The following is a 14301-nucleotide window of genomic DNA, read 5'->3' as shown; positions in this document are numbered from 1 at the left end:
TATTGTTGCTGTTCCTGTTGCTGCTGTTGCTGCTGCTGTTGCTGCTTCTGTCGTTATTGCTGCTGTTGCTATTAACTGCTGCTGTTCTTACTCCTACTCCTAGCCAAACAATAGTACTCTTTGCACTATCGATACAAACCTCAAACCTCAATCGGTCAACTATACGGATCTTCCTTGGAGCGCAGCAGCTGAGCCAAAAACGCCAACGTAAGTCCTTGTCCCCAGCCCTGAATGCGCTTATATGGTACGCCTTTGTATCCCTCTACGTCATTCATCACCGCCGTACCGGCCGAAACATCTGTCACTGTGCCGTCCTCCTTGATCCGGGAAAGAATGCCGTCGATCGACTTTTGCGTGTATTTATTGTAAAGTCTGCCCCGCATCAACAGTCCCGTAGCGATTCCTGATGACCCGGATGTCTCTAGGTACGAGGTATCGTCATCCAGCACCGTATGCCACAGTCCTTCCGGCGACTGCAGGCGGACAAGCGCGCTTAATTGATCCCGCAAAGAGCCGTCGATAATCATGTAGGAAGGATGCTGAACCTCAACGTACTTCAGCGCTTTGGACATCGTCAGCACCGCCCAGCTGTTGCCGCGCGCCCAGTATATACCGGACATATGATTCTGGTTCAAATGATCCCAGCCGTGATAGTAGAGATTTGTATCCGAATCCTGCAGAAATTCCTCATGGCCATGATACTGCTTCAGCCCATCCTCGAAATAATCCTTGTTCCCAAGAAGATGGCCGATGCGCAGCAGGAAGTATCCGGCCATGAACATCGTATCCACCCAAGCCTGCTGGGGGAATACGTCATTCACTGAATTCACCGTATGCTGAAAAATACCATCTGCGAACCGTTCCGCTTTATTTTTCAAAAATTCCGCCATTTCTACAGCTGTGTTCAAATATTTCTCGTCTTGGTAGACCTGATACAGTGTCAGCAGGCAATGGCCGATCGACACGCCGTTCACGGACAGCTTCGGCAGGCCGTCCTCCATATGCTCATCGACCCATGCCTTCAGCTTGGTCAGATACTGCTCATTTCCCGTCGCTTCGTACGCTTCGCATACCCCGTAATAAGCGACACCGCCAGGCCAGTCCCAGTTAAAATCCATATTAAATGTGCGTTCAACGACCCGATCGATCGTCTGCTTCACCTGCTCCTCATCATAAACCAATGCTGGCATATCTAGATCTCCTTCCCATAATGGCTCTGTGGTCATTTATTCCTCCCAAACGCTACCTTAGATACATTAACAAAGGCTGTAATTGCAAATCTCGAATCCCGTCAGCAATCAGCCGGGCTATCGCTTCTCCCCCCTGCTCTTGGAAATGCGTATTGTCCCGTACACCCGCAGGGAAGTTCATGTACTCGCCTGGATACACCCACATGAACAGATCCTTGCTGCCCTCCGGCCCGGCCGCCTCGAACAACCGTTTGCTTCTGGCAGCAAGATCGATGAGCGGTGTGTCCGTCTCCGCCGCCAGCTCCTGCATCGCCTTAATATAATCTCCATGCGTATCGGAGAGCGTCCCGTTCGGGTTGAAATACCGGCGATGCACCGGCGTCACCAGCACCACATGGGCCAGCTTCTCCCGGGCTGCTTCGATATAGCGCAGCAAATGCTGCTTATAGGTCGTAAATGGATCGGTTCCCCGAGGATCGGGCTTCTCGTCGTTATGACCGAACTGGATCATCAGGAAATCCCCAGGCTTGATCTGCTGCAGGATCGCCTCCAGGCGGCCTTCCTCGATAAAGCTCCGCGAGCTGCGCCCGGACTGCGCATGGTTATCCACGCAGACATCGTGCCTGAACAGGGCCGGGAGCAGTTGACCCCATCCCGCGTAAGGATAGCCGTCCTCCGGCTGATCCGTCACGGTGGAATCGCCCGCAAGGAATAAGGTCAGCGTGCTTGGCGCAGGCTGAAGCTCCAGCATGTTCAGGCGCGGAGCCTGCCCTGACACGTGCAGGCGAAAGCGGCCGCCCCGGACGGGAACGGCGAACTTCTCCTCGATAAACTGGCCCGGCGCCGAGCGAATCGGCGGGAGCACCCGCTTGCTTCCAGCCACCTTCAGCATGGTATGCGCCTCCGCGAATGCGTCTCCCGCCAGGATGCTCACCACATATATTCCATCCGGCACATCTGCCGCAAACGTAGCTCCCATCGGAATGCAGAAGCGATGATACAATGCTGCCTTTGCATTGCCAGGATCAGCAGCCGCTGCTGCGAATCTGTTCCGGGCATATACCCGGCTGATGTCCTCGAATCCATATCCATCCGCAGGATCATACGCGCTTTTCGCGGTTACGCCCGTGTAACCGTCTAGCGGATCTCCCGGCCCAAAGTCGAATTTCCATGACGTTCTCTCCATGCCGGATGCCTCGTCCGCTCTCGTCGCCGTGTTCGCCTTCTCATTCCCCATATGACTCCCCCCTTCACGCCCTCCAACTGGTTCGGCTCCCATCTCCCATACTCTCTTACCCTTTCAACCCGCTGCTGCTAATTCCTTCTACAATTTGTTTCTGGAACATAAAGAATACAACGACGACCGGGATCAAGCTGACGATGGACATCGCGAACATCGCCCCCCAGTTGGAGCCGGATTCACTGTCCAGGAACATCTTAAGCCCCATTGACACGGTATATTTCTGCGGCGAATTCAAATACAGAACTGGGCCGATCAAATCCTCCCACCGCCAATAGAAGGAGAAGATCGCCGCCGTGGCGAGCGCCGGTTTAATGAGCGGCAGAATGATGCGATAGAACAGGCGGAACTTATCGCAGCCGTCGATCGTTGCCGCCTCGTCCAGCTCCATTGGAATGGAACGGATAAATTGAATCATCAGAAAGATAAAGAACGGAGCGCCGAAGTAGTTCGGAATGACGATCGGCTTCATGCTGTTTAGCCATCCGAGCTTGGAGAAAATAATATACTGCGGCACGAGCACTACGTCATGAGGCAGCATCAGCGTCACCATCATCAGGGCAAACCACAGATTGCGTCCTTTAAAATCCAGCCGGCCGAACCCGAAGGCAACCAGTGCCGAGGAAATGACGACGCCGATGGTCGCCAGCATGACGATGATCAGCGAGTTGACGATAAACTGGGCAAAGGGCTGCCCGCCGACGCCTGCCCAGCCTGCGGCATAATTCCCGAAATCCCAGGACTGCGGTATTAGCTGCGAAGCCGTGGCAAATATCGTCCGGCTCTCCTTAAAGGAGCTCATAAAGAGCCAAATGATCGGGTACAGCATGAGTATGGCAAGTGCGCCGACAAATACATGATATACCGGCCACTTCCATTTGCTTGAAACCATAGTTAGCGGCCCCCTTTCGACTCATAGAACACCCAGAATTTCGATGTCTTGAACAGGATCGCCGTCATGATGCCGATCATGATGAGCATGACCCAAGCCATCGCCGCTGCGTATCCCATATTGTTGAACATGAAGGCCTGCCGGAACAGGTATAAGGAATACAGCAAGGTTCCGTCCATTGGAGTTCCTTCCCCTTTGGAAATGATGTAAGCCGGCACAAAGGTCATGAATGCGCTGATCGTCTGCATGATCAGGTTGAACAAAATAATCGGGCTCAGCAGCGGCAGCGTGATTTTCATGAATTTACGGGGAGCGGTTGCTCCATCGATGCTTGCCGCTTCGTACATTTCCGGTGAAATGTTCTTCAAACCGGCGAGGAAAATCAGCATGGAAGATCCGAATTGCCATACCGACAGCGCAATCAGCGTGCCTAGCGCAGCATTGGGATCGCCGTACCAAGCCACGGGAGGAATCCCTAGGAAGATGAGCAGACTGTTCACAATACCCTGTTCGTTAAAAATGTTGCGCCACATGATCGATACGGCGACGCTTCCGCCAATGATCGATGGCAAATAATACACCGTGCGGTATACACCTACCATGCGCGACTTCGTATTCAGCAGCATGGCGACGAACAAGGCAAACATCAGCCGTAGCGGCACGCCGGCAAATACATATATAAAAGTAACTCTGACCGAGTTCCAATATTTTTGATCCTGGGTAAACATTTTTTTGAAATTGAATGTTCCGATCCACTGCGGATCGTTGAATAAATTGTAATTTGTAAACGACAAATACAATGAGATCAAAATCGGAATAAGCGTAAAGGCCAAGAACCCGATTACAAATGGGCTGATGAAAGCATACCCGGTTAAATTGGCTCTAAGCGACTGTTTCCGCAAGGCATCTGCACCTCCTGGCAATTTCGTAGACATGAAATCCACCTGAGAGACAGCGGTAAACAAGCATTCGATCGGAACGGATTTACCGCTATTCTCAAGTGGGCGGGAACGGATTACTTGTTGTTAGCCAGGATGGCGTTTGCTTCCTGCCGGAACGTTGCAGCCGCTTTCTCCGGAGTAGTCTGGCCGTAGTTGATCTGCTCCACCAAATCGGCAAGGGAAGCGATAACCTGCGGCGAACCTACCGGCGGCGCCGGGCTCATCGGCGAACTTTTCTCCTCCATGGCTGCGACGAAGTCGAATACCTGCTTCTCCGGCTCCGAGAGCTCCGAGACGATAGCCTCCTTGATCGAGGCCGAGATAGGAACTCCGCGCTCGCCTTTGATCAATTTGTTCGCTTCTACGTCGTTAATCCAGAAGTCGATAAACTTCGCAGCCTCTTCTTTATTCTTGGAGTGGGAGGTGATTGACCAGAACATGCTAGGCTGCATGTACAGGCCCTTCTCCATATTCGGACCCGTCATTGGCGCCAGCTCCATCGGCCGATTGACCGCGGCCTGGAGCCCGACGTATTGGTTAGACCATTGCCATACGCCGATGCCTGTTCCTTTTACGATTTCCGATTCTTCTAGAATGCCTTTGGTTTGCGTCAGTTTCTCTTGGGAAGGCACGGCTCCCTCTTTAATCAGCCTAGCCAACCGTCCAAAAAACTCCGTGAATAAAGCATCATCCTCATATCCGAGTGCCGTCCCTTCTGGGTTGTAGAGTGAAAGCCCTTGGGTACGAAGGAAGTAATGGAAGAATATATCCGGCGCCATGGAGCCGTCCATGACATAACCTGCATCCCGTGCCTTCAACGCGATTTCCTCATATTGATCCCAAGTCCAATTTTCCGGAATGCTGTCGACGCCTGATTTCTTCAGCAGCTCAGGGTCGAACTGAAAGCCCAGGACATTGACGCCTGTCGGCACACCGTACTGCACATCATTGATTTTTCCGGTGGAGATAACATTGTCATTTACGTCATCCACTTTGATTTGATTGCCTATATAGGACGTTAAGTCCTCAAGCTGGCCATTCTTGGCGTATTGTACGATATAAGAAATATCCATCTGCACGATGTCCGGCAGCTGATTCGCCGCCGCCTGCGGAGCAAGCTTCTTCCAATAGTCGTCAAATGCCGCATACTCAACGTCAATTTTTACATGGGGATTCAGCTCCTGATACTTATCAACGATTTGCTGGGTGTACTCATGGCGTTTGTCGCCTCCCCACCAGGCAATTCTTAACGTGGTTTTGTCTTTTTTATCTGTATTCTCTTGCGCAGGCTTGCCATTACCTTCTCCGTTACTCGCACCTCCGGCACTGCCCCCGCCACTGCAGGCAGGCAAAATGAACAACAGAACAACCAACATCCATAAAGCCGTTTTCTTTCTCACAAACATTCTCCCCTTTCGCCGAACGCTAGTTTGATAACGCTTACAACTATCATTTTCGCCCCAAAAGGGGGTGAAAGAAAACTCACTCATCCGACTTAAAGGTATAAAAAACAGTGGTGATTCAGTTGGCTCGGCTCTCTTCCAGCGATTTGCGGTATTCCGTCGGTGTCATGCCTATCCACTTTTTGAAGGCCTGGCTGAAATATTTGGAGTTCCCCCCGAAGCCGTAAGAATCCGCAAGCTCAAACACCTTCACATCTCCGCTGCGGCGGATTTGCTCAGCCGCCTTCTCGATCCGCAGACGGCTTAAATAATGGGAGAAGTTATCCCCCGTTACCTGCTTGAACACTTTGCCGAGGTAATCGGGGTTCATGTAAAGCATCTCGTTCGCCACCCCGTTTAAAGTCAGCTCGGCATTCATGTAATGCTGTTCCACAATCGCTATCATTCTCTCTACGATGGAAGAACGGCGGCTCATGCTGTTCTTGTAATAGCCGGAGGTGACGTGCAGGGCTGCCTCCTTGACGAATGTCTTTAGACTGGACAGGGTGTCCAGCCCCACAATTTCAGCCATTTGCGCCGTAAAACGGTAGCGATCCTCTGACGAGCATAAACGAATCAGTATAGCGTACAGCTCAAGCACGTAGGAACGCGTAACGCCGATTTCCAGGCAAAGCTGCGCCAGTTGGCAGAACAGCCGCTCCAGCTCACGCTCCACCTCGTCACTGAGCCCCGACTTGATTAGGAGAGCCATCCGTTCCTCATCCAGTTCGACATCTCCGCTCCCACGGTCGTCCGTGGGCAAATCTCCCTTCGTAATTAAGCTTCCTTCGCCAACATAAAAACGGTGATTCATGCATTGCAGCGCCTCACGATACAGTTTGCGCGCCGATTCCATCGGGCCGGCTTCACTAAGGGCTACGGTCAATTCGACGCTATAGAAACCGAGAAACGTTTGCTTCACCTCTTCAATGTTCCGCAACAGCACCGCTGGCTCCCTCGTTTCGTGAACAAGCATAAGCAGCCTTCCATTAAGCGTGGCTCCCAGCAGTACATCGGTCAGCAAATCCTCGGCTATATTTTTCAAGGCAAATAAATGCTCGTATTCATGGGAATGTTCCAGCTGAAATAAGAGGAGGCGCACCGGATGCTCTTCCGCCTTCAGCCCGAACAGCCCGCGGTAATAGTCCAAGTCGCTGCGCCCATACGTCTTGTTGGATACAAGCTCGCGCAAAAACTGCTCCTTCACATGGGGAAGCACCTTGTTCAACTTGTCCTTTATTCCCGCTACGAACTGCTCCCGCTCTTGGCGCTCCTCGCGCTCAGCCACAAGCTCCGCCAACGCTTCATAGATCTGCGCCTCGTTGCAGGGCTTCAGCAGATAATGCTTCACGCCATACTGCATCGCGCTGCGGGCATATTCGAAATCCTTGTAACCCGTCAGCATGACGAACCGGATGTCCGGGAACAGCTGCAGCGTCTTCTCGACCAGTTCCAGCCCGTTCAGCCCCGGCATGGATATATCGCTGATGACGAAGTCCGGCTGCTCCTTCACGATCAGCTCATAAGCCTCGATTCCATTGCGTGCCGTGCCGACCAGCTCGGTGCCCGCGCTTCGCCAATCCACGATCTGCTGAATGCCCTCCAATATCATCCGCTCATCATCTACGAGCAGCACCTTATACATCCTCATCATCTCCTTGTCTATAGGGTATCCGTACATGAATTTCCGTTCGAATATTCGGCTCGCTTACGATGCGGATTCCCCACTCCGAGCCGAAGGTCAGCTTAATACGTTCCTCGATATTGGACAATCCAATGCCTTTGCCCCGCGTCTGCACCCGCCCGCCTCTGAGCTCCGTTAGGAATTCGGGCGTCATCCCCGGGCCATCGTCCTCTACCCGGATATTGAGCCCTCCATGGCGCTCCGACGATTCCTCTACAACGATGCGGATATGGCAAGGATCGATTTTCGGCTCCAGAGCGTAGTGGATGGCGTTCTCGAGCAGCGGTTGAAGCGTCATTTTGGGGATGAGAGCGTCGAGGTAGTCGTCAGGAACCTCTAATTCAAAGTCCAATCGTTCCTCGAAGCGGATGCGCTGAATCGTCACATAGCTGCGCACAATATCCAGCTCGGACTTGAGCGTAATTAAGCTTGTTCCGTCATCGAGCGAGCTTCGCAGCAGAAAACCGAGTGACTCTACCATTTGCGAAATTTGCGTCTGGCGGTTCACTTTAGCCAACCAATTAATCGAATCCAGCGTATTGTACAGAAAGTGCGGGTTGATCTGTGCCTGAAGCGCTTTCAATTCACTTTCGCGAATGACCAGCTGCTTTGCATAATTTTGATTAATAAGCTCGCGGATGCGTTGAATCATCATTTTAAACGTGCGCTGCAAATGCTCGACCTCGGTCTGTGAGGTTTTCGGCACCTCTCCCAGCGACTGCTCTTCAAGGTTGTCGAGATCGCCCTTCTCGATCTTGCGCATCTTCTTGATCAACTGCTCGATCGGCCGGGTAATGCTGCGCGACAACTTGATCCCCAACGCGATTCCGATCACTAAAATCAATATGAATATGATCGTGACCAATTCTTTGACGAATGAAATCGTACGAAACATGCTGTCGAACGGGGTCATATTCAAATAAGTCCAGCCTAAATCGGACGACCTTACCCGCGTAAAAAAGTACCGATTCTCTCCGACCGTCGTTAAGCCATAGGACTCGGAACGTATCAATTCAGCCGCAATCTCCTCCTCGGAAATGAGAGGATGATCCGGATAAATAATTTTGCTTCCGTCGGTAATGATCAGATGGCTGTCATCCTCGCCGCTCTGCACGAAGTCCTCTATGATGCGTTCCTTGCGGAAACGGATAATGAGCGTGCCCAGGTTGTCTCTGGGAAAAGTCGTCCCGCTGTACGATTTAATTTGCCGCACAGCATACAGCGACCGATCGCTGCCGACGTACCACACGTTTGACCCGTCCGCAAATTCGGCAATCGATGTGAGCTCAGTTTGCAGCTCCTGCGCCATGCCTGCGCGGTTGCCTCCGATCAGGGCATGATGCTCCCGATCGATGACCATGATCGAATACACGAACTTCTCAGAGCCGGCGATGGAGGTGAGGCGATCCATTATTTTCTTGCGCTGGATGGCCTTCTGATAAGCCGTGGCGCTATCCACCTTCAGGTGGGCGAGGCTTTGCTGCAGCTGCTCATCGGAGAATACCCGGAATGACAGCTCTTCCTGCTCCCGCAGCTGATTCTCGATCCCGAGTGCTGAACTGTTCAGCACTTGGGAGGTGCGCTCATACATTTGCCGATCGTATAGACTGGTCACGTATTTTAACGCGATCCAATACAATGAGAAGCTGACAATCATCAGCAGCGTGATCAACACCAGCATCTTGTGGTAGATGCCGGCCTCTCTGAATACTCCGCGAATTTTTCCCATCAAGATGGCCACCCCGTTTTATAAGTCGATTCGGATCTACTATTATCGATATTTTACTTAATTAATGAGGTACGGGATACCCATCGTAATATCTAATTCATGTTATGGATAACAATTTTTATAAAAAAAACTAAATAGGGTCGCCTAGCAATCATTAAAGATTCTTGGGCGCCCCTTCACGTTCATTATCCGTTTTATTAGATGAATCATTAATATAGATAATATTTTATTAAAGTATTTTCTTAAACATCGCGATGACTTCGTCTTTGGTCGGAATAAACGGATTACCCGGTGCACAGGCGTCCTTCATAGCGTTCTCTGCAAGAAGATCCAGGTCGACCTCCGTCACCCCGAGCTCGGACAGTTTAGCCGGGATGCCTACTTCCTTAGACAGCTCCTTGATAGCATTGATCACATCATCGGCGCACTCCTTGTCGCTTTTCCCCTTTACTTCAAATCCCATAGCTTTCGCAATCGGTCTGAACTTCTCGGGAACATGCTTGGCATTCTCCTCTTCCACGATCGGCAGCAGCATCGCATTGCATACGCCGTGGGGCAGGTCATAAACACCGCCCAGTTGATGCGCCATAGCGTGGACATAACCGAGTCCAGCATTGTTAAACGCCAATCCGCCCAGGAAAATAGCATAAACCATCTGCTCCCGGGCTTCGATATCATAACCGTTCTTCACCGTTCGAGCCAGATTGTTGTAGATCAGTTCGACAGCCGCCAAGGCGGTAGCATCCGTTACCGGATATGCCCCAGGGGTAACCAATGCTTCAATCGCGTGCGTAAGAGCGTCCATCCCGGTTGCCGCGGTCAAATCGGCGGGCTTATCAACCATCAGCTCTGGGTCGTTGACAGAGATGGTTGCAATACTATTTTTATCCACCATAACCATTTTGACTTTCCGTTCTTCATCTGTAATCACATAGTTGATCGTCACTTCTGCCGACGTCCCTGCTGTAGTGTTCACGGCTACGATTGGCAGCGACTTATGCTTGGACTTATGAACGCCCTCATACTCAGCAATATGACCGCCATTTGTAGCGATAATCCCTATGCCTTTAGCCGTATCCTGCGGCGAGCCTCCGCCGATGGAAATGAGAAAATCGCAGCCGTTGGCCTGTAGAGTCTCTACACCGTCATGCACATTTTTGCAGGTTGGATTCGGCTTCACTTCGTCATAAACGACATATTCCAGTTCGATGCTATCCAGAACATGCAGCACTTTGCCGGCTATACCGCTTTGCACAAGGAATTTGTCGGTGACTACCAGCGCCTTCTTCAGGTTAAGCTCTTGAATGTACGGGCCCATATCCTGAAGGCAACCTTTCCCCATAATATTGACGGATGGAACATAATACACGCGAGTACTCATTTTCGATCAGCCTCCGCTTAATTAATAAATTTCAAAACAGACTTTAAAGTGAATATATTCACAAATGCCTGCACACTTTCATCCTACATTCCTACTTCTGCGAAGTCAACATTAATATCTTTGTTTTTATCTTTTTTTATGTTTAATTGTATTTATAAAGTATGAAAACAAAGATAATACCATAGTGAATTCTTTGTTATTCATTTGTTTGTTGTGGGATGTAAAAAAAGCTACCTCCTTCGATCCCTACAGACCTTGGAAGTAGCTTATTTTGCGTAAATCTCTATGCTTCTATGCCCTTTGCTTAAGCGTATTGATGCGCCAATTTAGAAGCTGCCTCAGCTACCCGGCGCAATCCATCCTCGATAATTTCATTGGCTTGAGCCGGCATGGCGTTATGTCCTTCAATAACGACTTCGTCAAGGATTTGCATACCGAACACGCCTCCGAATACGTTACGCATATAATTAACTGCCATTTCCATTGGCGCTGTTTCCGGCGTGGAATAGATCCCGCCGCGTGCGCTGAGGAAGATTGCCTTTTTATCCGTCATCAACGGAACCAACTGACCTTCTTCGCTATATTTAAATGCAAAACCAGCAGCGTACACATAGTCGATAAAGGTTTGCAGTTTGGCCGGGATCGTCAGGTTCCAGAGCGGGAACGCGAATACGACCACATCTGCAGCGGTTAGCGCGTCCATTGCTTTTTGCTTAGCTGCCAAGAGGCGGCTTTCTTCATCTGTTAATTCGCCGCCGCTTTGCACTTTGCCGAAGGCGTTGAATAAGTCTTGACCGAAATATGGCATATCCTCTTCGAATACATCATACGTAGTCACGTTCAGGTTCTCTTTGCCCTTGGCGGCCTCCATAAATGCTTCGTACATTTTACTGGATATGCCCTCTGAAGCTGGACGGTTGTTTGCCTTAACTACTAATACGTTCATGTAAAATTCCTCCACTTTTTCTCTAAATATTTAGATGTGATAGATGTCACGCTCTATTTTACCAAATACGACTTGCAGATGTCATTTAACATCTATTGCATATACAACACTTGTTGTATAGACTTATTGTAAAAGCAACCTTCCCCTCGCTCAACCAATAGTTTTTGGCTTTTATCGTTTATACGACAAATTCGATGAAATGTAGAAAAAATACGAAATGAGGGATTCCCATGACCGAAGCAAAAGTCGATCCGCGCATCGTTCGTACCCGCAAATTAATAATGGATGCGTTCGTCCTGCTGTCGACGCGCAAAGAGTTCAAGGATATCACCATTAAGGATATTACGTCAGAAGCCACCGTCAACCGGGCAACCTTCTATTATCATTTCACCGATAAATATGATTTGTTGGAAAAAGTCTTAACCGAGGACTTAATGACGAACGTCATCCGTGAAATTTCCAAGCATGACCAGCTTAACGAGGCTACGGCGATCCATATTTTTCTATCTCTCACTAAATTTCAAAAGTCGCTGCAATCACAATGCCGCAGGAGCTTCGAAGCCTTTACCACGACTATTGAAGCAATTATTAAGAAAGAGCTGGAAAACCTATTCTACAAAATGCTGCTGCAGCATCATGCCAAAGAAAGCGATGAATCCCTTAGAATTACCGCTGTCATCCTGAGTTGGGGCATTTACGGCGCTTCCATCGATTGGCAGAACAACAGCCATGTATCCGCGGAGGAATATATTAAATTAGCTATGCCCTACATGATGCACGGCATGGAAGCCCCTTTGATTCACATGATCTGACCCTATTTCAGACTTGAAAATCGCTCTCTTCAAGTTCATATAAGGCACAACCGTGATCGGCGCCGATATCCCCATGAGGGCCCCTGGCAAAATCGCTGAAACAGATCCTGTGGAGGGGTGAAGCTTGACGTTTCTTACGACGAGAACTGGCTGCGAGTTAACGAAGGCGGTTATCGATAAATATGCCGCATTGACATCTTAATAAATAAAATAAACCGAGCTTATTCAGGATCGCCCCCCGAATAAGCTCGGTTTATTTGTAAGTCTAGATTAATCATCTAACTCCACGCTTTGAATATTTCCATCCGCATCGACGTTCCATTCAATTTCAACGCCTTTATTCAGTCCAAGATTGTCATCATCTTCAATCACAATCTCATCTGGGATCGTTATGGTTTGCTGCTCTCCCCGATCGACTTGAACGGTAACCTTCTTGCCGTTGACCTCTAGGATCGTCCCCTCATATTCCAGGTTTAGCACAACAATTCCACCGTTGGCATCTGTAATCGTAACTCGCTTGCCGCCATCAGTAAGCAGCTCGATCTTTTTGTGATAATTATTTTTTAGTGTGATATCCTTGATCACCTTTTTAACCTTTACGCCTGAAGGAAGGCCCTCCGTTTCCGACACGGCTGCTGCCTCGTTCTGCTGCTGATTAGGCTGCTCAGCCGTGTTATTCGCATTCGCTCCGTTCGTGTCCGAAGTTCCTGCATTAGGCGCCGGTGTGGTTTCCTGTGCTCCAGACTGCGGATTATTGGCACATCCGCTCAGCAAAATACTAGTGCTAATGACAAGAAGAAGTGTGGTCGTTTTAAACCCGCGTCCAAAGCTGACTTTTCTGTATGTCATTGTATACCCCCGTTGTGTTTAGCATGATGTTCTTCCATATACCTAGTCTTTACCTTTATTTGAATATTATAAATCAAGCAGTTCCAAATAAAAAATCATCCGATGAACACTATCGATAAAAAAGGACGATTAATTACAATCGTCAGCCGTGCGAAATTCCGCAGCACCTCAACGGATTTTGTCGTATTTCTCGACCCGCATACCCGAGAGGGACTTCATTCAGTATCTACATATACCTATGGGCCAATGTTATAAATATACGAAGGAAGAGCTCTCCAGCAGCCGATTAAGAGGGGAGAGTCGTGAAGGTCGAAGGTTCGTCTGCTCTACAAGACTCTATCCATGGTCGGCCCGACTGGTGTAATCATCATAATCCGTCGATGATGATTCGCATCAAACGGGGGAAGTAGATGAAGTTAACCCTTGCAGAGCACTATCCCAACAGTTGCGACACAATACATAGCAGCGTAACAAAAAAACGCCGTCTTTTCCTTGAACGATGATCCTATAGAGAATCACCACTCAAGGGAAAGTTCGACGTTCTTGTGAAGGTAAGACTTATCGCATATAGATTATCTCAAAGTTTTCAAGGCACCGCTCCAAGCCATAACCTCATCCAACATCGTATTGACGTTGTTCAGATGCAGATCCTGCGGTTTAAAGACCGATCCATTCTCGAAATCTGTAAACAATGACAAAGTTGGATGCGTACGGACATCGGCAATCTTCAACTCGCCGCAAATTCCGCGCAAATGTTCTGCTGCACGTGCTCCGCCTGTGGAACCATAGCTGACAATGCCTGCGGCCTTGTCATTCCAGGCTTCCCGCGCGAAATCCAAAGCGTTTTTCAATGCCCCGGTAATGCTGTGGTTATACTCCTGAACAATAAAGACGAATCCATCCAGACTAGCGAGCTTCTGGTTCCATTCCCCGATTCCTGGCTCAGTGCCATCCGTCGTACCCAGGAACGGTAATTTGAAATCGGCAATATCTACAATCTCATAATTCGCATCTCCGCGTTTGTCTGCGATTCCTTTCACCCATTCACCAACCTGTGGACTTACTCGACCTTGCCGTGTGCTCCCTAGAATAATACCAATGTTTAATTTTGTCATGACATTTTCCTCCTTCGTTGGTTTTCCAAATAATTTGTCCCAAAAACCCATTGATTACACCACCTATATATAAACTTACC

General features: G+C 49.5%; 12 protein-coding genes. 1 reads left to right on the top strand and 11 read right to left on the bottom strand.

The window, feature by feature from the left end:
• Positions 1–155: 155 nt before the first annotated feature.
• From CZ379_RS08810 to CZ379_RS08770, 9 genes are all read right to left on the bottom strand, one after another.
• A complete protein-coding gene (locus CZ379_RS08810; protein WP_110934290.1) occupies positions 156–1190 on the bottom strand; it encodes a glycoside hydrolase family 88/105 protein in 1035 nt (344 codons plus the stop codon).
• 52 nt (positions 1191–1242) lie between these two features.
• Positions 1243–2376 (bottom strand): rhamnogalacturonan acetylesterase, encoded by a 1134-nt coding sequence (locus CZ379_RS08805; RefSeq protein WP_110934289.1) that lies wholly within the window; start codon positions 2374–2376, stop codon positions 1243–1245.
• A gap of 106 nt (positions 2377–2482) precedes the next feature.
• On the bottom strand, positions 2483–3322 hold the full coding sequence (locus tag CZ379_RS08800; protein WP_110931297.1) for a carbohydrate ABC transporter permease: 840 nt from the start codon (positions 3320–3322) through the stop codon (positions 2483–2485).
• A gap of 2 nt (positions 3323–3324) precedes the next feature.
• Complete coding sequence (locus CZ379_RS08795) at positions 3325–4257, bottom strand: carbohydrate ABC transporter permease (protein WP_110931296.1); 933 nt, start codon at positions 4255–4257, stop codon at positions 3325–3327.
• Positions 4258–4337: 80 nt separating this feature from the next.
• The gene (locus CZ379_RS08790; RefSeq protein WP_407668624.1) at positions 4338–5663 is read right to left on the bottom strand and encodes an ABC transporter substrate-binding protein; all 1326 of its coding nucleotides are present in this window, start codon (positions 5661–5663) and stop codon (positions 4338–4340) included.
• Between the two features lie 121 nt (positions 5664–5784).
• Positions 5785–7350, bottom strand: coding sequence for a response regulator transcription factor (locus tag CZ379_RS08785; protein ID WP_110931294.1), 1566 nt, complete (start codon positions 7348–7350; stop codon positions 5785–5787).
• Positions 7343–9118 (bottom strand): sensor histidine kinase, encoded by a 1776-nt coding sequence (locus CZ379_RS08780; protein WP_110931293.1) that lies wholly within the window; start codon positions 9116–9118, stop codon positions 7343–7345. The genes CZ379_RS08785 and CZ379_RS08780 overlap by 8 nt, the downstream gene beginning before the upstream one ends.
• Before the next feature lie 229 nt (positions 9119–9347).
• The gene (locus CZ379_RS08775; protein WP_110931292.1) at positions 9348–10499 is read right to left on the bottom strand and encodes an iron-containing alcohol dehydrogenase; all 1152 of its coding nucleotides are present in this window, start codon (positions 10497–10499) and stop codon (positions 9348–9350) included.
• A 304-nt stretch (positions 10500–10803) separates the two neighbouring features.
• Positions 10804–11445 (bottom strand): FMN-dependent NADH-azoreductase, encoded by a 642-nt coding sequence (locus CZ379_RS08770; protein ID WP_110931291.1) that lies wholly within the window; start codon positions 11443–11445, stop codon positions 10804–10806.
• Between the two features lie 230 nt (positions 11446–11675).
• Between CZ379_RS08770 and CZ379_RS08765 the strand changes: the two genes are divergently transcribed.
• On the top strand, positions 11676–12257 hold the full coding sequence (locus CZ379_RS08765; RefSeq protein WP_110931290.1) for a TetR family transcriptional regulator: 582 nt from the start codon (positions 11676–11678) through the stop codon (positions 12255–12257).
• Positions 12258–12527: 270 nt separating this feature from the next.
• On the opposite strand, the gene CZ379_RS08760 is transcribed toward CZ379_RS08765, so the two are convergent.
• Both CZ379_RS08760 and CZ379_RS08755 read right to left on the bottom strand, forming a co-directional pair.
• Complete coding sequence (locus CZ379_RS08760) at positions 12528–13106, bottom strand: hypothetical protein (RefSeq protein ID WP_110931289.1); 579 nt, start codon at positions 13104–13106, stop codon at positions 12528–12530.
• Between the two features lie 572 nt (positions 13107–13678).
• A complete protein-coding gene (locus CZ379_RS08755; protein ID WP_110931288.1) occupies positions 13679–14272 on the bottom strand; it encodes an NADPH-dependent FMN reductase in 594 nt (197 codons plus the stop codon).
• Between the last annotated feature and the right edge of the window lie 29 nt (positions 14273–14301).

It is taken from the genome of Paenibacillus bouchesdurhonensis (assembly GCF_900155685.1).
In the GTDB taxonomy this organism is placed as follows: domain Bacteria; phylum Bacillota; class Bacilli; order Paenibacillales; family Paenibacillaceae; genus Fontibacillus; species Fontibacillus bouchesdurhonensis.
The sequence above is the reverse complement of the archived record's forward strand: the minus strand, read 5'-3'. Positions and strand labels throughout refer to the sequence as shown.

Bases quoted from the DNA above. Each gene is read 5' to 3' on its own strand.
- CZ379_RS08810 (WP_110934290.1), bottom strand. From the start codon at position 1,190: ATGCCAGCATTGGTTTATGATGAGGAGCAGGTGAAGCAGACGATCGAT.
- CZ379_RS08805 (WP_110934289.1), bottom strand. From the start codon at position 2,376: ATGGAGAGAACGTCATGGAAATTCGACTTTGGGCCGGGAGATCCGCTA.
- CZ379_RS08800 (WP_110931297.1), bottom strand. From the start codon at position 3,322: ATGGTTTCAAGCAAATGGAAGTGGCCGGTATATCATGTATTTGTCGGC.
- CZ379_RS08795 (WP_110931296.1), bottom strand. From the start codon at position 4,257: ATGTCTACGAAATTGCCAGGAGGTGCAGATGCCTTGCGGAAACAGTCG.
- CZ379_RS08785 (WP_110931294.1), bottom strand. From the start codon at position 7,350: ATGTATAAGGTGCTGCTCGTAGATGATGAGCGGATGATATTGGAGGGC.
- CZ379_RS08780 (WP_110931293.1), bottom strand. From the start codon at position 9,118: ATGGGAAAAATTCGCGGAGTATTCAGAGAGGCCGGCATCTACCACAAG.
- CZ379_RS08775 (WP_110931292.1), bottom strand. From the start codon at position 10,499: ATGAGTACTCGCGTGTATTATGTTCCATCCGTCAATATTATGGGGAAA.
- CZ379_RS08770 (WP_110931291.1), bottom strand. From the start codon at position 11,445: ATGAACGTATTAGTAGTTAAGGCAAACAACCGTCCAGCTTCAGAGGGC.
- CZ379_RS08765 (WP_110931290.1), top strand. From the start codon at position 11,676: ATGACCGAAGCAAAAGTCGATCCGCGCATCGTTCGTACCCGCAAATTA.
- CZ379_RS08760 (WP_110931289.1), bottom strand. From the start codon at position 13,106: ATGACATACAGAAAAGTCAGCTTTGGACGCGGGTTTAAAACGACCACA.
- CZ379_RS08755 (WP_110931288.1), bottom strand. From the start codon at position 14,272: ATGGGTTTTTGGGACAAATTATTTGGAAAACCAACGAAGGAGGAAAAT.